The sequence below is a fragment of the Streptomyces javensis genome (genome assembly GCF_039525925.1).
Taxonomy (GTDB): domain Bacteria; phylum Actinomycetota; class Actinomycetes; order Streptomycetales; family Streptomycetaceae; genus Streptomyces; species Streptomyces asiaticus.
Window position 1 is genome coordinate 22,082 of the sequence record NZ_BAAAIF010000026.1, and the last position, 20,392, is coordinate 42,473.

At 69.4% G+C, this 20,392-nt stretch carries 19 protein-coding genes and 1 pseudogene; 8 read left to right on the forward strand and 12 right to left on the reverse strand.

The annotated features are described in order from the left end of the window. The first annotated feature begins 248 nt into the window (after window positions 1–248). Entirely contained in the window at window positions 249–962 is a 714-nt protein-coding gene (locus tag ABD329_RS23110; RefSeq protein ID WP_198274768.1) for an alpha/beta fold hydrolase, read from the forward strand. Between the two features lie 107 nt (window positions 963–1,069). Next, window positions 1,070–1,438 carry a hypothetical protein gene (locus ABD329_RS23115; protein ID WP_198274767.1) on the forward strand — a complete coding sequence of 123 codons (369 nt, stop codon included), beginning with the start codon at window positions 1,070–1,072 and terminating at the stop codon, window positions 1,436–1,438. A 231-nt stretch (window positions 1,439–1,669) separates the two neighbouring features. On the opposite strand, the gene ABD329_RS23120 is transcribed toward ABD329_RS23115, so the two are convergent. Then, entirely contained in the window at window positions 1,670–2,698 is a 1,029-nt protein-coding gene (locus ABD329_RS23120) for a LacI family DNA-binding transcriptional regulator (RefSeq protein ID WP_198274766.1), read from the reverse strand. A 607-nt stretch (window positions 2,699–3,305) separates the two neighbouring features. On the opposite strand from ABD329_RS23120, the gene ABD329_RS23125 reads away from it, so the two are divergent. The 4 genes from ABD329_RS23125 to ABD329_RS23140 all read left to right on the forward strand — a co-directional run bounded on the left by ABD329_RS23125 (window position 3,306) and on the right by ABD329_RS23140 (window position 8,927). Continuing rightward, the gene (locus tag ABD329_RS23125; protein WP_198274803.1) at window positions 3,306–4,616 is read left to right on the forward strand and encodes an extracellular solute-binding protein; all 1,311 of its coding nucleotides are present in this window, start codon (window positions 3,306–3,308) and stop codon (window positions 4,614–4,616) included. Beyond that, on the forward strand, window positions 4,613–5,515 hold the full coding sequence (locus ABD329_RS23130; RefSeq protein ID WP_198274765.1) for a carbohydrate ABC transporter permease: 903 nt from the start codon (window positions 4,613–4,615) through the stop codon (window positions 5,513–5,515). Before ABD329_RS23125 ends, ABD329_RS23130 begins: the two co-directional genes overlap by 4 nt. Window position 5,516: 1 nt before the next feature. Then, window positions 5,517–6,413, forward strand: coding sequence for a carbohydrate ABC transporter permease (locus ABD329_RS23135; RefSeq protein WP_198274764.1), 897 nt, complete (start codon window positions 5,517–5,519; stop codon window positions 6,411–6,413). Between the two features lie 132 nt (window positions 6,414–6,545). Continuing rightward, window positions 6,546–8,927, forward strand: coding sequence for a beta-xylosidase/alpha-l-arabinosidase (locus tag ABD329_RS23140; RefSeq protein ID WP_198274763.1), 2,382 nt, complete (start codon window positions 6,546–6,548; stop codon window positions 8,925–8,927). Between the two features lie 113 nt (window positions 8,928–9,040). Here ABD329_RS23140 and ABD329_RS23145 read toward each other — a convergent pair whose 3' ends face one another. From ABD329_RS23145 to ABD329_RS23190, 10 genes are all read right to left on the reverse strand, one after another. After that, window positions 9,041–9,805 (reverse strand): 2-keto-4-pentenoate hydratase, encoded by a 765-nt coding sequence (locus ABD329_RS23145; protein WP_214664453.1) that lies wholly within the window; start codon window positions 9,803–9,805, stop codon window positions 9,041–9,043. Beyond that, window positions 9,802–10,590 (reverse strand): 2-keto-4-pentenoate hydratase, encoded by a 789-nt coding sequence (locus tag ABD329_RS23150; protein WP_214664452.1) that lies wholly within the window; start codon window positions 10,588–10,590, stop codon window positions 9,802–9,804. Before ABD329_RS23150 ends, ABD329_RS23145 begins: the two co-directional genes overlap by 4 nt. Further along, complete coding sequence (locus tag ABD329_RS23155; RefSeq protein ID WP_246618066.1) at window positions 10,587–11,105, reverse strand: hypothetical protein; 519 nt, start codon at window positions 11,103–11,105, stop codon at window positions 10,587–10,589. Before ABD329_RS23155 ends, ABD329_RS23150 begins: the two co-directional genes overlap by 4 nt. Window positions 11,106–11,115: 10 nt before the next feature. Beyond that, on the reverse strand, window positions 11,116–12,015 hold the full coding sequence (locus ABD329_RS23160) for a shikimate dehydrogenase (RefSeq protein ID WP_198274761.1): 900 nt from the start codon (window positions 12,013–12,015) through the stop codon (window positions 11,116–11,118). 52 nt (window positions 12,016–12,067) lie between these two features. Then, window positions 12,068–12,523: a type II 3-dehydroquinate dehydratase gene (gene aroQ, locus ABD329_RS23165; RefSeq protein ID WP_198274760.1), complete on the reverse strand. Its 456-nt coding sequence runs from the start codon at window positions 12,521–12,523 to the stop codon at window positions 12,068–12,070. A 9-nt stretch (window positions 12,524–12,532) separates the two neighbouring features. After that, window positions 12,533–13,879, reverse strand: a complete 1,347-nt coding sequence (locus ABD329_RS23170) for an MFS transporter (protein ID WP_198274759.1) — start codon at window positions 13,877–13,879, stop codon at window positions 12,533–12,535. Between the two features lie 75 nt (window positions 13,880–13,954). Further along, on the reverse strand, window positions 13,955–14,779 hold the full coding sequence (locus ABD329_RS23175) for a sugar phosphate isomerase/epimerase family protein (protein ID WP_198274758.1): 825 nt from the start codon (window positions 14,777–14,779) through the stop codon (window positions 13,955–13,957). Next, window positions 14,776–15,744 carry a VOC family protein gene (locus ABD329_RS23180; protein WP_198274757.1) on the reverse strand — a complete coding sequence of 323 codons (969 nt, stop codon included), beginning with the start codon at window positions 15,742–15,744 and terminating at the stop codon, window positions 14,776–14,778. Before ABD329_RS23180 ends, ABD329_RS23175 begins: the two co-directional genes overlap by 4 nt. Further along, window positions 15,741–16,190, reverse strand: coding sequence for a carboxymuconolactone decarboxylase family protein (locus tag ABD329_RS23185; RefSeq protein WP_198274756.1), 450 nt, complete (start codon window positions 16,188–16,190; stop codon window positions 15,741–15,743). Before ABD329_RS23185 ends, ABD329_RS23180 begins: the two co-directional genes overlap by 4 nt. 100 nt (window positions 16,191–16,290) lie before the next feature. Next, window positions 16,291–17,058, reverse strand: coding sequence for an IclR family transcriptional regulator (locus ABD329_RS23190; protein WP_138910100.1), 768 nt, complete (start codon window positions 17,056–17,058; stop codon window positions 16,291–16,293). 487 nt (window positions 17,059–17,545) lie between these two features. Between ABD329_RS23190 and ABD329_RS23195 the strand changes: the two genes are divergently transcribed. Beyond that, a complete protein-coding gene (locus tag ABD329_RS23195) occupies window positions 17,546–18,514 on the forward strand; it encodes an IS630 family transposase (RefSeq protein ID WP_198274755.1) in 969 nt (322 codons plus the stop codon). A 151-nt stretch (window positions 18,515–18,665) separates the two neighbouring features. Here the strand turns inward: ABD329_RS23195 and ABD329_RS23200 are convergent, their stop codons facing one another. After that, complete coding sequence (locus ABD329_RS23200) at window positions 18,666–19,397, reverse strand: SDR family oxidoreductase (protein ID WP_198274754.1); 732 nt, start codon at window positions 19,395–19,397, stop codon at window positions 18,666–18,668. A 70-nt stretch (window positions 19,398–19,467) separates the two neighbouring features. Between ABD329_RS23200 and ABD329_RS23205 the strand changes: the two are divergent. Continuing rightward, window positions 19,468–20,324, forward strand: a pseudogene (locus ABD329_RS23205) (LysR family transcriptional regulator). Window positions 20,325–20,392 lie beyond the last annotated feature (68 nt).

The following is a 20,392-nucleotide window of genomic DNA, read 5'->3' on the forward strand; positions in this document are numbered from 1 at the left end:
ACCTGTCGTGTGTCGGACCGCGCTCCCCAGCGGGCTCCTTTGGGAGCACGTACCTCCAGGATCCGGGCGGTGATACCGGTCTGGGACAAGCCCTTCAGGAGGGGCCTCGCCGACACCTACGAGTACAGATTCCGCGAAGATCGGGGCCGTGCTGTGTGGCTGAGGACCTGGGACACCGACCGCGGTGGCGGTTCAGCCGCCTGTGAACGCCGATACTCCGGCAGGGCCCTACCGCATATCCTCCGGACATGGTTGATCACCGCTTGGTCGACGTGAGTGGGATTCGGCTGGCCTATCAGGTGTCGGGTCCGCCGGATGCTCCGCCGCTCGTGCTGGTTCACGCGCTGGGCGAGAATGCCACCGACTGGGAGCAGGTGGTGCCCGTCCTTGCCCACAGCCGACGGGTGTATGCCCTCGACATGCGTGGGCACGGCCGGAGCGACTGGCCGGGGAACTACTCGCTCGAACTCATGCGGGCCGATGTGCTGCGGTTCTTGGACGCGCTGGGACTGGGCCCCGTGGATCTGATCGGGCATTCCATGGGCGGGGTCGTGGCCTACCTGCTCGCACAAGATCACCCACAGCGGGTGAGCCGACTGGTCCTGGAGGATGTGTCGGCCCCCCGTCCCCGGGAGCCGAATACCCCGGCCAGGCCGGACGGCGACCTGACCTTCGACTGGGAGGTGGTGCTGGCCGTCAGGCGGCAGATCGACCAGCCCGATCCCAGATGGCTGGAGCAACTCAGCCAGATCACCGCCGAGACCCTCGTGGTGGCCGGCGGTCCACACAGCCACGTGTCCCAGGACGGCGTCGCCGAGTTGGCACGCCGCATCCCCGGCGGGCACATGGTCACCATCCCGGTCGGGCACCTGATCCACCGCGCAGCGCCGGAGGCGTTCACAAAGGTGGTTGCGGCGTTCCTGCTGACGGAGGAGAACACCCATCCCGCCCGCCAACCATGATCCGCACGATGACACCACCGGCACAATCAAGATGCGCCCAGGTTCTCCCGCACCCGTTCCGGCACCCTGCCACCACGGCAACCGGACCCACACGAAGGCAGGCACACATGCGCAAGACACGCACCGCCCTCACCGCCCTCACCGTCTTCGCCCTCTCGGCCGCTGCGCTGACAGGCACGACCACCGGCGCCGCCGCCACCGACAGCTTCTCAACCAGCCGTGCGGCCACGGCTCCATGCACCGTGCCCGACGCGTTCTGCGCCACCAGCGGCAGCGGCGACCAGCTCGTCCTGCACTGCGGCGAGTCCGCATTAGAGCCTTGGAGCGGCGTCGGATACTGGGACAACCGCCTTCCCGGAGGCGGCATAGTCAAGATGTTCGACTACTACGGCTCCGTGAACCATGTCGCGCCCGCCGACTCCGGTCCCACCGAGATCAACTGGAGTCTCGTCTGGGCGCTGCGCACCTACTGCTGACACCTGTTCGACGCGCGGTGCGTGCGAGAGCACTGCGAAGTCAGCAGGAGCCGCGTCCAAACCCTGTGACATGGGCCGGAGGCAGCGCCGAAGGCCGCTTGAAACAATCGCCGCGGGAGGGCAGAGCCGCCCGCACGCATGACGCGGGCGCGTGGCACGCGTGGAAGGAGGCAGTCGGCCTCGGCGGCCCCGACGTACGCCTGGCGGCCCCTGATTCTCCTCGAACGGCGATTACTTACGCGTGGAGGTCTCTTCGCGGGGCGGCGCTGTTGAGGCGCGTACCACGAGTTCGGTGGCGAGCTCGATGTGGTGGGACTCGACCTTTTCGCCGTTGGCCAGTCGGAGGGCGGTGCGCAGAGCGGCACCGCCCATCTCCCGTAGTGGCTGGCGCACGGTGGTCAGCGGTGGTGAGGCCATCTGGGCGAGGCTTGTGTCGTCGAAGCCGACCACGCTCAGGTCTTCGGGGATGCGCAGGCCTCGGGCGCGGGCGGTCTCGATGACACCGAGGGCGATCTCGTCGTTGCCTGCGAAGATCGCCGTCGGTGGCTCTCGCAGGCCCAGTAGCGCCGTGGCGCCGAGCAACCCGGTCTCGTACGTGAACTCTCCGGGCCGGACGTAGGCGTCGGGTACCTGCGCTCCTTCCGCCTCCATGGCGGCGCGGTAGCCGTGCATGCGCGCCTGGTTGCATACGGCCATGGTCGGCCCGCCGAGATAGGCGACGCGGCGGTGGCCCAGGGAGAGCAGGTGCTGCGTCGCGGACAGGCCGCCGGCGAAGTTGGTCGCCCCGACGCTGTTGACCCGGCTGTCCGGCAGGTGCAGTGGGTCCAGCACGATGAGCGGCAGCCCGGCCCGCGCCAGTTCGTTCAGGTGTGCTGTGGTGTACACGCTGGTGACCGCGATGACGGCGCGGCGCCCGGCTGAGACCAGGTCCCGGGCCCAGTGTGGGGCGCGGGACGCCTTACTGATCACCACCGAGGCCCCCAATTCGGCGGCGGAGTCGATGATGCCTTCCAGGGTCTCGGCCACGTACGACTTGAGGCCGCCCTTGAACTGCACCTCGATGGTCGGGCTTTCGATGGCCTCGGTGTGGCGGAACACGGGCGCGAGGTAGTGGTGCTGATGCAGCAGTTCCTGCACCCGGGCGCGGGTGTGCGGCGCCACGTCACCTCGACCGTTGACCACTTTGGACACGGTCGCGACGGAGACCCCGGCCGCTTGGGCGATGTCCGCCAAAGTGGTGCGCCTGGTGTTCGGTCGCATCGGTTCCTCCCAGCTGTAGGTCCACCGGTGTGGTGAGCCGCCGGTCGGGTCGGCAACGCGGGTGGAACCGGTCAACTGTACGGCAACCCGGGACCGAGCCCGTCCGGGGAGGTGCCGACGAGCCGCGGCTCCGGCGGAAGCGGGCCAACTGCCGGACCGTCCGGGCCGACCGCCCGGACGGCGGCGGATCCGGTGGGCCGGACCAGGGACGGCCGGGGCGACCGCCGCCGCGCCCTCCTGGCCGGGCATGAACGCCCGGACCAGGCCGGCAGCACGGGGTCCGACATGGGCGGCACCGGGTCCTGTCGGCGCGGCGCGATATGGCCCGCACCGACAGCGTGTCAGCTGCGGCCATCGCATCGCGTCTCATCTCTCGATCACCATTTTTCGAAACAGTTTCGGTCGCTGTTGAGGTTTCTCGAGGACCGTTCGTGCCCGATATTACGCAGCCTGCTGCTGCCCGACAACGTGCCTGCACATGCCTTGACAGGCCGTCAGTTCGAAACCTAATTTGCACGGACAGAGCTCGAAGAAGGCCGTTTCGAAAAGTTTTCACTGTGGCTGGCGAGAAGCCGGTGGCTCTCGAGTGCGGAGAAAAGACATGACGATCCCCCTTTCTCGACGTACCCTCCTCGGCCTGGCCGCCGGCGTGCCGGTCTCCGCTGCGCTGGCGGCCTGCGGCTCGTCCGGTCCCAGCAAAAGCGGTGGTGGAGCCACGTACTGGTACCTGAGCGGCCAGCCGCAGGAAGGCGTCAGAGCCGGCGCGGTGGACGCGTTCAACAAGGCCCACCCCAAGGAGCACGTCAAAGACACCAGCTTCCAGAACGACGCGTACAAGACGAAGATCAAGACCGCCATCGGCGCGGGGCAGGCACCCACCATCATCTGGGGTTGGGGAGGGGGGACGCTGCGCACCTACGTCAAAGCGGGCCAGGTCGAGGACCTCACCTCGTGGTTCGACGAGCACCCAGAGGTCAAAGGGCGGCTGTTCCCGTCCTCGTTCGACGCGGCCACCGTCGACGGCAAGATCTACGCGATGCCGTGCGAGACCGTGCAGCCGATCATCCTCTACTACAACAGGAAGGTCTTCGACCAGGTAGGCGTGGAGCCACCGAAGTCCTGGGACGACATCATGGCGCTGGTGCCCAGGTTCAACGCGAAGGGCATAGCGCCGTTCTCCCTCGGTGGCCAGTCCCGGTGGACGAACATGATGTGGCTGGAGTTCCTGTTCGACCGCATCGGCGGTCCGGAGGTGTTCCAGGCCGTCATCGAGGGCGAGAAGAACGCCTGGTCCAACCCGCACGCCATCACCGCGCTGACCAAGGTGCAGGAGCTGGTCAAAGCCCACGGGTTCATCAAGGGCTTCTCCTCGATCACCGCGGACTCCAACGCCGACCAGGCGCTGCTGTACACCGGCAAGGCCGCGATGATGCTGCACGGCTCCTGGTCGTACGGCATCCAACAGGCCGATGGTGGGGACTTCGTCTCCAGCGGCGCGCTGGGCTACATGACCTTCCCGCCCGTTGAGGGCGGCAAGGGCGATCCGAGCGACACCGTCGGTAACCCCGCCCAGTACCTGTCCATCTCCGCGAAGGCCAGCGCCGAGCAGAAGAAGATCGCCAAGGACTTCTTCGCCTCAGGCGTCCTCCAGGACGCCGAGGTGAAGAAGTGGGTCGACAACGGGTCGGTTCCGATCCGGCTGGGCACGGAGAAGGCGCTGGCCGCCTCCAAGAGCGCCGATTTCCTGAAGTTCACCTACGACATCGCCAGCAAGGCCAAGGTGTTCGGCCAGTCCTGGGACCAAGCGCTCAGTCCGACGGCCGCCGAGACCCTGCTGGACAACATCGTCAAGTTGTTCCAACTGTCCATCTCACCACAGCAGTTCGCCCGCAACCTCAACGAGGTCACCGGCAAATGAGGTCACTCACCGGCCATCCGCCGCGTCGCGAACCGCGCAGCATCCTGCCGTGGCTGGCGACGCCGGCGCTGGTGGTCTTCGTCGGCTTCGCCGTGATTCCGCTCGTCGGTGTCTTCGCGCTGAGCTTCACCACGTGGGACGGGATCGGCGCCATCCGCCCGTCGGGGCTGACCAGCTGGCGTGCGGTGCTCACCGACCCCGGGCTGCCGCACGCCCTCTGGGTGACGTTCCTGGTGATGGCCGTGTCCTGGGCCGTTCAGACGCCACTGAGCATTCTGCTCGGCACGTTCCTGGCCAGCCGCCAGCGCTACCGTGCGGTGCTGGGCGTGGTGTACTTCATCCCGCTGACACTCAGCTCCGCGGCGATCGCGATCGCGTACAAGGCCCTGCTGGACCCCAACTTCGGCCTCGGTGCCGGGCTGAAGCTCCAGGTGCTCAGCCAGGACTGGCTGGGGCGGCCCGGGCTCGCGTTCGGGGTCGTCATCTTCGTCGTCTCCTGGCAGTTCGTCCCGTTCCACTCACTGATCTACCAGGGTGGCGTCCAGCAGATCCCGAAGTCCCTCTACGAAGCCGCGCAGTTGGACGGAGCCGGACGGATCCGGCAGTTCTTCAGCATCACGCTGCCTCAGCTGAAATACACCATCATCACCTCGTCCACGCTGATGGTGGTCGGGTCGCTGACCTTCTTCGACCTCATCTTCGTCCTGACCGAGGGCGGCCCCGGAGACGCCACCCGGGTCCTCGCACTGGCCATGTACAAGCGGGGATTCCAGGCCAGCCTGATGGGACCGGCCAGCGCCATCGCGGTCATCCTGGTCCTGGTGGGCCTGGCCCTCGCTCTGCTGCTGCGCCGGCTCGGGGGCCGGGACGCCGGTGCGAGCCAACTCGAGGGGGTCTGAGGTGTCCACCACGCCGACCGAGCCGCGACGACCGCGGAAGGGCACCCACCGTGAGCGGCGACGCCACTCCCGTCGGGCGGCCCGCCGGCGCAACTGGGCCGGCGGCCTGGCCGGGTGGCTCTGGCTGGTCGTCGTCGCCGTACCCCTGTACTGGACCCTCATCACCAGTCTCAAGGCGCAGAGCCGCTACTACGCGAGCAACCCGCTGGTGCCTTCCGGCGACCCCACACTGGACAACTACCGGCTGGTCATCGAGTCCGACTTCCTTCGCTACTTCGTGAACAGCGTCGTTGTTACCGCCGGCGCCGCGGTGCCGGCGGTCGTGTTCTCCTTCATGGCCGCCTACGCGATCGTACGTGGTTGGCGCATGCGGGTCCTGCGTGCGATGAACGGACTGTTCCTCACGGGTCTGGCCATCCCGTTGCAGGCGACGGTGATCCCGGTGTACCTGATCATCATCAAACTACGTCTGTACGACAGTCTGCTGGCGCTGATCCTTCCGTCGATCGCCTTCGCCATCCCGCTGTCGGTGCTGGTGCTCGCCAACTTCATCCGCGACGTGCCCAAAGAACTGTTCGACTCGATGCGGGTCGACGGCGCCACCGAATGGACGACACTGTGGCGGCTGGCGGCACCGCTCACCCGACCGGCCATCCTCACCGTGACCATCTTCAACGCACTGACCATCTGGAACGGATTCCTGCTGCCGCTGGTCCTCACTCAGAGCCCTGACCGCCGGACCCTGCCGCTCGCACTGTGGACCTTCCAGGGCCAGTACGGGGTCAATGTCCCTGCCGTTCTCGCCGCCGTCGTCCTCACCACACTGCCCGTCCTGGTCCTGTACGCGTTCGGCCGCCGCCAGCTGCTGAGCGGGCTGACCGCCGGATTCAGTCGTTGATCGACGCCGACGCCGACGCCGACGCCGACGCCGACGCCGACGCCGACGCTGTGGCCGGTGGCCGGCTGTACTGATCGTCTACCTGTTCGCCCGCCGCGCCCTGGTCAAGGGTCTGATGGGCGTGGGAGGAAAGTGAACGCCAACGTGGCCGTCGAGAACACCCCCGAAATTCCCCTCTGGAACGACCCCACCGTTTCCGTCACCGCGAGAGTCGACGCCCTGGTCGACGCGATGACCCTTCAGGAGAAGACCGCCCAACTGTACGGAGTGTGGGTGGGCGCCTCCGACCAGGGCGGTGAAGTGGCACCCCATCAGCACGACATGGAGGAGGCCGTCGATCTCGATGCCCTCCTGCCCACCGGACTGGGCCAGCTGACCCGGCCCTTCGGCACGGTCCCCGTCGACCCCGCCCTGGGTGCGCTCTCCCTGGCCCGCACCCAGAGCCGGCTCGCCGCCACGAACCGGTTCGGCATCCCCGCTCTCGCGCATGACGAGTGTCTGGCCGGTTTCGCCGCCTGGGGGGCGACGGCCTACCCCGTTCCGCTGTCCTGGGGCGCCACCTTCGACCCGGATACCGTGCGGCGCATGGGCGCCGCCATCGGCCGCGACATGCGTTCCGTAGGCGTCCACCAGGGACTCGCGCCCGTCCTGGATGTTGTGCGCGACGCCCGCTGGGGCCGGGTCGAGGAGACCATCGGTGAGGACCCGTACCTCGTCGGCACCATCGGGACGGCATACGTGCAGGGCCTTGAGTCCGCCGGGATCGTCGCCACCCTCAAGCACTTCGTCGGCTACTCGGCCTCCCGCGCCGGTCGTAACCTCGCCCCCTCCTCCGTGGGCCCACGTGAACGCGCCGACGTTCTGCTGCCTCCCTTCGAGATGGCGATCCGTGAAGGCGGCGCCCGGTCGGTGATGAACGCCTATACCGACACTGATGGCATGCCCTCCGCGGCCGACGAGGATCTGCTCACCGGGCTACTGCGCGACACATGGGGCTTCGACGGTACGGTCGTCGCCGACTACTTCGCCATCGCCTTCCTGAAGACCCTGCACGGGATCGCAGCCGACTGGGCCGGCGCCGCCGGCACGGCGCTGCACGCGGGCATCGACGTCGAACTGCCCAACGTCAAGGCGTACGGCGCACCCCTGGCCGAGGCCGTCGCCGACGGCCGCATACCGGAGGCGTTGGTCGATCGCGCCCTGCGCCGGGTGCTCACGCAGAAGGCGATGCTCGGCCTGCTCGACCCGGACTGGAACCCCGTACCAGCCGGGCTCGACGGGGCCGACCTGGACGACCCGGCCGCCCTGCGCGGCCGGATCGACCTGGACGGTCCGGAGAACCGCGCGCTGGCCCGCACGGTCGCCGAGGAAGCCGTCGTGCTGCTGAGCAATGACGGCACCCTGCCGCTCGCGAGGCCGCGCCGCATCGCCCTGCTCGGTCCCAACGCCGACGAGCCCACCGCCGTACTGGGCTGCTACTCCTTCCCTCAGCACATCGGCGTCCGCCACCCCGGGACCCCACTCGGCATCGAACTGCCCACGCTGCGCGACACCCTCTCCGCCGAGTTCCCCGACGCCGAGATCACGGTCGCCCGCGGCACCGGAATCGACGACGGAGATCTCTCCGGCATCCGCGAGGCCGCCCAGGTGGCACGCGAGGCCGACATCGCCCTGGTGGTGCTCGGCGACCGCGCCGGGCTCTTCGGGCGGGGCACCAGCGGCGAGGGGTGCGACGCCGAGGCGCTGGTGCTGCCCGGTGCGCAGCAGCACCTGCTCGACACCCTGCTCGACCTGGAGACACCCGTGGTCACCGTGCTGCTCGCGGGACGGCCGTATGCCCTCGGCCGCGCCGTGGAGGAGTCCGCCGCGATCGTGCAGTCCTTCTTCCCGGGTGAGGAGGGCACGCACGCGATCGCCGGTGTGCTCAGCGGCCGTACCAATCCCTCCGGACGTCTCCCGGCCAGCGTGCCGCGCGGCCCGGACTCCCAGCCGGCCACGTACCTCGGGGCGCGGCTCGCGCACGCCAGCGAGGTGTCCAACATCGACCCGACCCCCGCGTTCGCCTTCGGCCACGGCTTGTCCTATACGCGGTTCGACTGGGCAGACCTGACCGTGGACGTCCAGGAGGCTCCGACGGACGGCGAGTTCACCCTCACCTTCACCGTCCGAAACTCGGGCGGACGGTCCGGAACCGAGGTCGTCCAGCTCTATCTGCATGACCCGGTTGCCTCCGTCGTCCAGCCGGTGCAGCGCCTCGTCGGCTACACCCGCGTCGAACTGAAACCGGGCGAGGCCCGCCGCGTCCGTGTCACGGTCCCGGCCGACCTCGCCTCCTTCACCGGACGCGACGGTCGGCGCGTCGTCGAACCGGGCGAGCTGGAGGTGCGGTTGGCCGCATCCAGCGCGGATCAGCGCCTGACGGCCAGGGTCACGTTGACGGGAGCCGAGCGCCACGTGGATCACACGCGGCGCCTGCACGCCACGTTCGGGCAGGAGCCGATGGCTCGGGCATGAGCCGGGCGTGCTCAGCGCGCCTCGCGGCAACGGCAAGCCGCCCGCCGTGGAGAACGGAGAAGGGGCATATCTGATCACCCTCGCGACGTGCTCGCCCTGCTCGCAGCGTTGGGTCACCGGCAGCCCAGCTCTACTGAGCCGAGGCGATCAATGGTCGCGGTGACGACATCCCCGGGCCTGACCGGGACGGCGGCGGTGAGTCCGCCGGAGAGCACGATCTGCCCGGCGGCCAGGCCTTCGTCCTCGGCGGCGAGCTGCCGGACGAGCCAGGCGACCGCGGCTGCCGGGTGGCCCAGCGACGCCGCTCCGGAGGCGGTCGCGACCACCTCACCGTTCTTCTCCAGGAGGACGCCCACCAGGCGCAGGTCGATCCCGGACGGCGGTACCGGCACCCCGACGACGAACCGGCTCGCCGAGGTGTTGTCCGCGACAACGTCAGCCATGGTGAAGCCGTAGTCCACGAATCGGGAGTCGAGGACCTCGATACCGACGGCGACCCCCGACGACGCGGCGACGACATCGGCCGCGGTGATGTGCGGGCCTTCGAGGTTCCGCCCCAGAGTGAACACGATCTCCGGCTCGCAGCGCGGCTGGATGAGCGCCGAGGTGTCCAGTGGCTCGCCGAGGTCCACCGCCCCCGCGGCCGGCAGGAAGCCGTAGATCGGGCTGTCCACCCCGACCTGGGCCTGCTTGGCACGTGAGGTGACGCCGAGCTTCCAGCCGGCGATCTCACCGGCGGCGGAGCGCAGCTCGCGCTGCACCCGATAGCCGGTGGGGATGTCGAGTTCGGGGAACTCGTCGGTCAGCTTGGTGATGGCGGTACGATCCGCGACGGCCTTGCTCAGCCGGGCGGCCAACTCGCTCACGTTCACGCTCATGCGACCCTCACCGTCACCGGGCCCAGCCGGTCGAACTCGGCCCGGAACACATCGCCCGGGTTCATGGGAAGGGCCGCGTGCAGCGCGCCCGTCAGAATCAGGTGCCCAGGCTCCAGAGCAGCCCCGTGCTCGCCCAGGGTGTTCGCCAGCCACGCGACGACGGCGACCGGGTCTCCCAGCGCGGCGGCGCCCGCGCCCGTGTCGACCAATTCGCCGTTGCGGGTCAGAACCATCCCGGCCAGCCGGGGATCCCAGCTGTTCGGACCGTCGCCGAGAGGCACGATGCGGCTCGAGGTGGCCATGGCGCCGTTCGACGCCAGGTCGGCGACGGTGTCGGCGAGTTTGATCCGCCAGTCCGCGATCCTGGAGTCGATGATCTCCATCCCGGCCACGGCACCCGCGATGGCGGCCCGGGCCTGGGTGACGGTGACACCCGGGCCCTCGAGCCGGTCGCCCAGAATGAAGACGATCTCGGCCTCGACCTTGGGTGCCACGAACGCGTCGAGCGGGACCGCGTCCCCGTCGCGGTAGAGGGTGGAGGCCAGAACCGGTCCGTAATCGGGAGTGTCGATGCCGAGCGCCTTCTGCATCGGGGCAGCGGTGAGCCCGACTTTGTGCCCCACGACCCGATCGCCGTCGGCGAGCAGGAGTCGCACGAGCTCCTGCTGGATGGCGTAGCCGTCGTCCATGCCGAGACCGGGTTCGGCGTCGGTGAACGGCGGGATCGCGGTACGGGTGCGCCGGGCCTCGTAGAGAGCGTGGGCCTTGGCCGTCGTATCGGTCATGTGGTCTGCTCCTCGGCCGGCGCGATGGCGATGTCGATGATCATGTCCTCCTGGCCGCCGACGTAGCCGCGCTCGCCGCAGCGGCGCAAGATGGCGTGCGCGGGGACCTTGTACCGCTCGGCGTTCTGGTGACCGTGGTAACCGACCCAGGCCTCGTCACCGACCTCGGCGACCAGGGCCTCGAAGCGAGCGCGCGCGTCGTCCATGAGCAGAGCGCCGGCGGAGTCGGTGACGTACCGCGCCTGGCGGCCGGCGTCGATCATGATCCGGGCCTGCTTCGCCAGGTTCTCCCGGTCGGTCATGTGAGCCGTCACCAGGAACCCGGCAGTCTCCGTGCCCAGCTCCCGGGGCACGGCGAAATGCTGCGGGGAGACGTCGGCCTCGGTGCGGTGGGTGGCCTCCATCCCGGCGGCGTCCGGCGCGCGGACCGTGTCGCGGACTTGGGTTTCGGTGAAGGGCTCGGTGCCTGTGTTCCCGGGGCCGACTATGGCCGCCGGGATCTTCTGCTGCCCCATGGCGGGACCGTCACCTCCTCTCGATCGGGTGGGGAGAGAGCGCCCCGCTCAGCGGAGCGCGGGAAACCTCAGGGGCGACGAGTTCGCGCAGGTGGCCGTACATCCGCGAGGGATCCGGCTCCAGGCCGGTGAACAGCCGGAAGGCATCGGCGGCCTGGTGGGCGTTCATCCGGCCGCCGTCGAGGAAGACCGCGCCCGCCTCGGCGGCGGCCGCGAGCAGAGCGGTGTGGAGCGGCCGGAACACGATCTCGGCGACCCAGAGGTCGGGCCGCAGGCAGCTGCCGGGCACTGCCTGGCCGGGGTGATCAGCCATCCCGACCGGGGTTGCGTGCACGACCCCGTGCGCGTGTCCGAGCAGCGTCGGGAGCTCGGTGAGTCTGCCACCGCGGACCCGGTGCGGGTCGCGGTCGGCGGCGAGGCGAGCCGCCCGGTCCGGGTCGGCGTCGACGACGTCGAGTCGCTCAGTACCCAGGTCGAGCAGCGCGTAGGCTGCCGCGGCGCCCGCCCCGCCCGCGCCGACGAGGACGACCCGGTCCAGCGGGGCGCCCGCGAGCCCGTCGACGAGGCCGCGCCGGAAGCCGGTCCAGTCGGTGTTGTGGCCCGCGAAGCCGTCCTCACCGATGACCACGGTGTTCACCGCGCCGATCGCCGCCGCATCAGGGGACAGGGTGTCCAGGTGCGCGAGGACCAGCTGTTTGCAGGGATGGGTGATGTTGACGCCCCGGTAGCCGGCATCCCTGGCTCGCCGCAGCAGGTCGCCGACATCGCCCGGAGAGGCCCCCAGGGCGTGGAGGTCCCACAGGTCGTAGCGCAGCTCAAGGCCGAGCACTGTAGCCTCCCGCTCGTGCATCGCGGGGGACAGCGAGAACCCGATCCCGCTTCCGATCAGGCCCGTCAGCAGAGTCGTCACGATTCCCCCTCGGGGTCGGCCGGGGTTCCGGTGATGCCGGTCCGCGGCGCGTTCATGGGGCGTCCCTCCGTACGAGGGCACGGTCCAGCGCCTCGACCCCGTAGACGTAGCCCTGGATCCCGGCTCCGACGAAGACCGCCTCGGCGATGTCGGAGACGTAGGAGTGGTGCCGGAACTCCTCGCGCTTGTGCACATTGGTGATGTGCACCTCGGCGATGAGCAGTTCGGAGGCGAGCAGCGCGTCACGCAACGCCACGGACGTGTGGGTGAACGCACCCGGGTTGATCACGACGCCGTCCGCGCTCCCGCGCGCCTCGTGGAGCCGGTCGACGAGCGCGCCCTCCCAATTGCTTTGCAGGAAGTCGGCTTTGTATCCGAGCGCCTCCGCGCGTTGCGAGGTGATCCGTTCGACGTCGGCGAGGGTGTCGGCACCGTAGAGGGCGGGCTCACGGGTCCCGAGCATGTTCAGGTTCGGGCCGTTCAGGATCAGCAGGCGGCCGTGCCGCATGGAGGCTCCTCACAAGGTGGTGGTCACGCGGGCTGCGGGGGCCGCTGCGGTCGTCCGCGGGGTGCGTCCCAGCTGTTTCAACGGCACGTGGGCGGTCTCGCGGCCCGCGAAGGCCGCCGCCGCGGCAAGCACGCAGAGCACGGCGAGCAGGATCGCGAGCGGAACCCAGCCGAACGCCCCTGTGCCGATCATGAGCGCGGCGATGGTGGGCAGGAAGCCCTGCGGCACGTTCGCGAACTGGGTCGAGACCGCCAAACCGGTGTAGCGGACCCGGGCATCGAACATCTCCGCGTACAGCGACGGCCAGACGCCGTTCGGCGCCGCGTAGCACACCGAGCCCAGCAGGACCGAGGCGAGCACGACGAGTGACCAGTTCGAGGTCGTGATGGCCCAGAAGTAGACGAACACCGACGCGGCGCAGCCCAGGGCGCCCACGGCGAACACCGGGCGGCGGCCGACCTTGTCCGACAGCTTGGCCCACAACGGGATCGTGACGACTTGGCCGATGTTGGAGATGACGATCGTCCACAGCATCGAGGAGCGCGAGATGTTCCACTGCTCCACCGCGTACCCCAGGCCGAACACCGTCACGGTCGTGGAGATCGTGGCGTAGAGGTGGCAGACGACGATCCGAAGGAACGAGCCCCAGTAGTGGCGGATGAAGACCATCAGCGGGAACTTGACGACCTCCTGGCTCTCCTTCATCTCCTCGAAGGCGGGCGGCTCCTCCAGCGTGCGACGCACGATCATCGCGACGATCACCACCAGCGCGCTGGCCCAGAACGGCACCCGCCAGCCCCAGGAGTAGAGGGCCTCGGTCGGCAGGCCTGCGACCGGGATGAAAGCCAGTGTCGCCACGACCAGCCCGGCCTGGGTTCCGGAGAGAGTGAAGCTGGTGAAGTAGCCGCGCCTGCCCTCGGGAGAATGCTCGAGGGTCATCGAGCTCGCGCCGCTCTGCTCGCCCGCGGCGGAGAACCCCTGCGCCACGCGGCACAGCACCAGCAGGATCGGTGCCCAGACGCCGATGACGGAGTAGCTGGGAAGGCAGCCGATCAGGAAGGTCGAACCGCCCATGGTGGCCAGCGTGAAGATCAGGACGCGCTTGCGGCCGATCCGGTCGCCGAAGTGGCCGAGGAAGAACGAGCCGATCGGCCGGGCGATGTAGGCGACCGCGAAGGTCGCCAGCGCGGCCAGCGTGCCGGTGGCCGCGCCGGCGTTGGGGAAGAACACATGGCTGAAGACCAGCGCCGACGCCGATCCGTAAATGAAGAAGTCGTAATACTCGACCATGCTGCCCAGGAAGGACGCGAGCGCGGCCTTCCGGGGCGTTTGGCCCGTTGTCTTCGTATGGGACACGAGACACTTCCTTGTGTCAGGTTCGAGCTGGATTTTGTGACGGATTCACGCCGGGGCGAGGCGGAGGTCCGCGGATCAGCCGTTGAGAACGGCGGTGGCCGAAGCGAAGGCATGCCGGGCGGCCTGGTCGACCGGCAGGGCGCGGAACCACGGATCGTTGACCTCGACCGACCAGGGACCGGTGTAGCCGAGGTTGCGGAGCTCCGCGACCAGCGCGCGGACGGGGAGCTCACCCCTGCCCGGCAGTAACCGGGTCGAACGGGCCTTGTACAGCATGTCCGGGTCGTCCGGGCGGACCCGGGGACCGTCGTTGAGCTGGACACCGGCGACTTCCCGGGCGTCGATGTCGTGGAGCACGGCGGCGTCGGCACCGGTGGCGAACCAGTGCCAGATGTCGATCATCACGCCCGCGTTCGGCGCCCCGCTGCGCCGGACCACGTCGAGTGCCGCGGGATAGTCGCACAGGGCGCCCCAGGCGAATGCCTCCACCGCCAGGGTGACGCCCAGCGGGGCCAACCGGGCAGCCAGCTCGGCGAGGCGGTCGGCCGCGCGTCCGGGATCGGCCGGTCCGGCGGCGAACTCGCCGGAGGTGACCCGGAGCGGCCCCCAGGCGCGCGCAGCCTCAGCGAGCGTGATCTCGGCATCCGACGGCGCCGCAACCGACTCGGCGAGCGCCCACCCACCAAGGAACTCGGCCTCGGTGACGGCGAGCCCGGCATCGGCGGCCACGGTGCGCACGGCACCGACGCCACCGTGCGCCGCGAGGTCGGCGAACTGCACACCGATCCCGGTGAATCCCGCCCTCGCGGCAGCGGCGGCCCGCGCGGCGAAAGGAGTGCGCGCGGGATCGGTGAACCCGGCCCCGTGCAGCGTCACGTAGCTCGCGGTCAGCCCGGTCACGCGGACGCCCCTCCGAACGGCGGGGTCGCGTGGGTGTGGAACGACTCCGGCACGCCCAGGCCCCACGCGGTGCCGCGGCCTTTCGACTCGGTGTCCCACGTGACGGTCTCGAAGTCCGGCGCGAAGATGTGGATCCCGCCGGTGAACACCTCGACGCGGTTGCCGCCGGGCTCGTAGACGTAGAGGAAGAAACCTTGAGTGCGCGAGTGCTTGGCGGGACCGAACTCGATGAACACGTCGTTCTCGAGGAAGACGTCGGCGGCGCGGATCACATCCGAGGTCTCGGGCACGGCGTAGGCCAGGTGGTGCAGCCGTCCGGTGGTGGGGGCGGGCTCCTTCGTGAGCGCGAGGTCGTGGGCCTTCGTCATCACCGACAGCCAAGCGCCGACCTCGTCGCCCCCGGCGGGGACGAGCCGCTCACGCAGCTTGAACCCGAGGACCTCCTGCTGGAAGCGGCTCGCCTCGGCGACGTCCGGCACCAGCAGGTTGATGTGGTCGATGCGCGCGGCAGCGGCGCCCTTGGGGGCGAAGCGCTGCGGCTGGTTCGGAAGGGCCGGCGCCTCGCCGGGCGGCGGCACGTACTTCTCGGTGTCGAAGTACACCTCCTGGATGTGCCCGCCGACGCCGGTGTAGCGGTAGGCCTTGCCGTGGCCGAAGTCGCCATCATGCCAGGCGCCCTCGACGCCGTGCTTCTCCAGCGCCGCGACCCGTCGCTCCAGGGCCTGCGGGCTGGTCGCCCGCCACGCCACGTGGCCCAGCCCGGCCTCGGGGGCGCCCGTCAGAGTGAGTGAGGTCAGGACGTCGTCGTTCCAGGCACGCAGGTGCGCCCGCCCGGGGTCCTCGCCGACGAGGGTCAGCCCGTAGACCTCGGTGAAGAACGCGACGGACTCCTCGAGCCGGGGCGTGAGCAGCTCGGCGTGGCCGAGCTGGGCGATGTCGTAGACCGGCTCCGGGCGGCTGCTCATCGCACCGTGCCTTCCTCGGCGATGGCCTTGGCTTCCAACTCGGCGACGCCCTCCAGGATGGACGGCGCGTGATTGGCGATCGAGACCCCGCCGAAGAGGTAGGCGAGGTTGATCGCAGCCTGAAGCTCTTCCCAGCTCGCCCCGGCCCGCCGGGCCGCATGTCCGTGGATCTTCGCCGCGTCCCGCAGCTGCACCGCCAGCACTGCGAACAGGATCAGCTGGACGGTCTTCTGATCCAGCACATCGGTGTAGGTGACGAGGTTGCGGACCTTCTCCTGCGCGAGCAGCAGCTCTGGGTTCGTCCGGGCCAGGCTGTCGAAACGGGCCTGGATACGCGGTGGCACGAAGCCCGCCATCTCGCGGTACGTCCGCAGGTAATGGTCGATCTCGCGCTGCTGCTCCGTGGTGGGGGCCGCGCCCTCGGCGTCCCGTGTACTGCCAGTCATGGGTGACCTTCCCGTTTCGGTGGCAAAGGTCACGGTCGTGGCTGCGGCAGGTGTGGCGAAAGCCTGCGTTCCCATTGAACGGGAGTGCAGAGCGGAAAAGTCAGGGATGGGAGCGAATCTGCTGGTCACGTAGCGCGCGGGAAATGGAGATGGCGGCGGTGCGTACGGCGGGCGCCAGCCGTTCCGGGCGTCCACCAGTGGTGTGCAGGACGACATCCAGTGCCGCGACAACCGCTCCCGAGGCGTCTTGAATGGGCGCGGCGACCGACAGTGACCCCAGTGTGAGCTCCTCGTAGGCGAAGGCGACGCCCGTGCCGCGTACGTCGTCCAGGACCCGGACGAGCCGGCCGGGTTCGACGATGGTGTGTCGGGTGAAGCGGGCCAGTGGCGCCGCCAGAACCTTGGCCTGCACCTCCTTGGGCGCATGAGCCAGCAGCACCTTGCCGACCCCGGTGGCGTGCAGCGGCAGGCGCCCGCCGCGGCGCGACTTCACCAGCAGCGCACCGGCCCCGGAGATCTTCTCTATGTAAAGCGCCTGACCGTCCTGACAGACGGCGAGGTGAACGTTCTCCTTGGTCCCCTCGAACAGGTCCTGCATGACCGAGAGGGCGACGTCGCGCAGCGACTCGCCGCGAGGGGCGAGCGATCCGAGCTCCCACATGCGTAGCCCGACCCGGTAGCCGGCACCGTCACAGCGCTCCAGTCCGCCCCACGCGACGAGCTCGGTGGCCAGCCGGTGCGCCGTCGACAAGGGCAGCCCGGTGCGGGCGCTGAGCTCGTTGAGGGTGAGCTCAGGGGAGTCAGGGCCGAAGGCGTCGAAAAGCGCGACGACCTTGCTCGTTACTGAGCGCCCCGGAATCTCGGCCATGGTTCCTCCGTTTTCACCGCTTGAACCCGGGCATCTCCGGAAACGCCGTTCACTGGACAGGCCCGCATCAGCCGCAGCTCTCGCCATAGGTGGGTGTTCCAGCTGCGAGCAGCCGGCGGGTCCATTGGAATGCTGCGGTGATGCTGATGTCCAGAGTCTCGCTCAAGACTGGGATGGGCAGGGACGCGGCCGGCGCAAGCACGACGAATTGCCGCAGCGGTACGCGGGGCCCGGTCTTCCCCGGCAAGAAGTGCCTCGAGTGGCCCTCGAAGACCGCGTCCAGCGACGCCCGTGAAGAGCCCTCGGTAGCCCCCTGGTGACCGAGCTGTTGCTGCCCGTCCTGGGGCTGTGCGTCGTACTGCGGTTAGGCGCCGTCCACTGGTTCAGGCGTGTTCGGTGCTGAAGGGGTGTCGAAGATGTCTTCGCATCCGGTGAAGGAGAAGATGGTGCCGAACGTCGTCCGGGGGTGTTCGTCCGGCCGGTAAGCATGGAGGAAGGGCGTCGGCTGCAGCGGATCAGCCGGACCGCGAAGGATGCGGTGCGGCTGCGGCGGGCGATGGTGGTGATGATGTCCGCGCAGGGGCAGTCGGTTCCGGACACCACCTCGTTGATGCAGGTCAGCGCCGACTATGTGCGAGACGTCATCCACGCCTTCAACGAGCAGGGGTTCGAGGCGCTGGACCCAAAATGGAGCGGGGGTCGCCCCAGGATGATCAGCAGCCAGGTGCGTGAGCACATCTGCCTGATCGCCCGGACGTCCCCCGCCGACTGGAAGATCTCCGCGTTCTCCACCTGGAGCCTGACCAGGCTCGCCGAACACCTGGTCAAGCAGAACGTGGTCCCCGCCGTCAGCCGCGGGACACTGCGACGGATACTGCGCGAGGGCAGGGTCTCCTGGCAGACCAGCACGACCTGGAAGTCCTCGAACGACCCAGACTTCATCGCCAAGATGCACCGGATCCTGGCGCTCTACGACTCCCCGCCGACCGACGGCCGGGTGGTTTGTGTGGACGAGTTCGGGCCGCTCAACCTTATGCCCCGCAAAGGCAAGGCATGGCGCCCGCACCGCTCACCACGTCGTCTGCGGGCCACCTACAACCGCTACGACGGCGTGATGCACATGCTTGCCGTCCTCGACCTGGCCACCGGCAAGATGTACTACCGCATCCGGTCCCGCAAACGGTGGTGCGAGTTCCTGTCCCTACTCAAGTCCCTGCGCATCCGCTGGCCCGGCGAGAAGCTCTACGTCGTCCTGGACAACTTCTCCCCTCACAAGCACCCGAACGTCCGCGCGTGGGCCGCGGCGAACGACATCGAGCTGGTCTTCCCGCCGACCTACGGATCGTGGCTGAACTGGATCGAGTCCGAGTTCGCCGCCCTGCGCTACTTCGCCCTAGCTTTGCCCCCGACTCACCCATCCCGCACCTGGACCGAGTACCCGGCCAAGGCTGCCTGACGGTCCGCTACCCTTCCGTCGGCTGTTGCCGGGGCGGTGCGGCGGGTAACCCGGGCGCTGCGGCCCGTCGGGCGCCGGCGCGGTCTCCGGCTCGCCCATCCCGTCCGGGCTGACCCCCACCACCCCGTCCCTCGGTTCCCTGACAGGCAGCTCACCAGGGAACCGGGCCGTGCTCGTCGAAGAAGCCGCCGGTCGGCCCGTCATCGGGCAGCGTGGCGAGCCGGACGACCACGGCAGCGCCGTCGGCCGCGGTGCGGGTGAGGCCGGGGAACGCGGTGGTGAAGTCGGTCGCACACGGCCCCGGATCGGCGGCGTTGACCAGGATGTTGCGGCTGCGCAGTTCCTTGGCGTACTGCACGGTCAGCGAGTTGAGTGCGGTCTTGGACGGGACGTACGCGGCCAACGGGGGCCGGGTTGTGAAGTAGTCCTCGGGATCGGTCATCCGGGCGATGGAGCCCAGTCCACTGCTGACATTGACGATCCGGGCGGCGGGGGAGCGGGCGAGCAGCGGCAGCATCGTGGTGGTCACGCTGATCACGCCGAACACGTTGGTCTCGAACACCTCGCGTACAGCCCGTAGTTCGACACTGCCAGGGCTCTGGGCGGCGAGGTCGCCAGAGATGCCGGCGTTGTTGACCAGGATGTCCAGCCGGCCAAAGCGCTCCTCGATCCAGCGGGCGGCGGCCAGGACGCTGGCGCGGTCGGTGACGTCCAGGGTGACCGGGTACACCCGCGGGCCCAGGTCGGCTGCGGCTGCCGCACCCCGGTCCGGGTCGCGCGAGGCCAGCAGGACGTTCGTGCCGAGCGAGGCGAGCCGGGCTGCTACCTCGCGCCCGATGCCCTTGTTGGCACCGGTGACCAGGGCAGTCGTGGTTTCTGTCATGCGTTCAGCCCACCACGGGGGCGGCCGGGAGTTCCAACACCGATCAGGTACGCAGCGATACCGTACGGGTATGGAAAGACTGGAGGTCCGCGAGCTCGTCTACTTCACCGCTGTCGCCGAAGAACTGCACTTCGGTCGGGCGGCCGCCCGGCTAGGGATGACCCAACCGCCGCTCTCCCGCGCCATTCAGCAGCTCGAACGACGGCTGGGCGTGGCCCTGTTGGAACGTGGCAGCCGCCGGGTCGCCGGACCGAGGCGGGGGCCGTCCTGCTCCGCGAGAGCCGTACGGTGCTCGACGCCGCGTCGGCCGCGGCGCGCCGCACCCGGCGGGCCGGCCGCGCCGACCCGCGTCTGGTCCTGGTCATCAAGCCGGGCGGCGACGGTGGCCTGCTGCCCGCGATCCTCGACGCCTATCAGGCTGAGCCGGGTGCGCTGCCGGTCGAGCTGGTGTGCAGCTTCGGCGAGCGTGAGATCCTCCTGCGGGAGGGTCGTGCCGACGCCGCCCTGCTTCACCGCCCCCACCCCGACCTCACCGGCCTGGACACCCAGGACCTCCTGACCGAGACTCAACTTCTCGTGATGCCGAGTTCGCATCGCCTCGCGGGCCGTACCCGGGTCTGCCTGAACGACCTCGCCGGGGAGCCCCTGCCGCGCTGGCCGGGCGCAACTGAGGGGGGCTCACACAAACCCGAGATCCACGACCTTGGGCAGCTTCTCCACCTCATCGCCTTGCGCCGCATGGTCGCCGTCCTCCCCTCCTCCATCCGCGACCAGCTCCGCGACGACCTGGTCGCTGTCCCAGTCGATGATGCCGAGCCCACCACGCTCGTCCTCGCCTGGCCCGAGCACGCCACCTCCCCAGCCCTGGCCGCCTTCGTCCGCGCGGCCGCCGCCGTGGCGGGCAAGGCGACGGGCCACGGCGGGTAGAGCGGGGAGACACGCGGGGTGGGAGGCGCCCTCGCCCATGCTCGCAGGCGTGCGAACACTCCAGGACG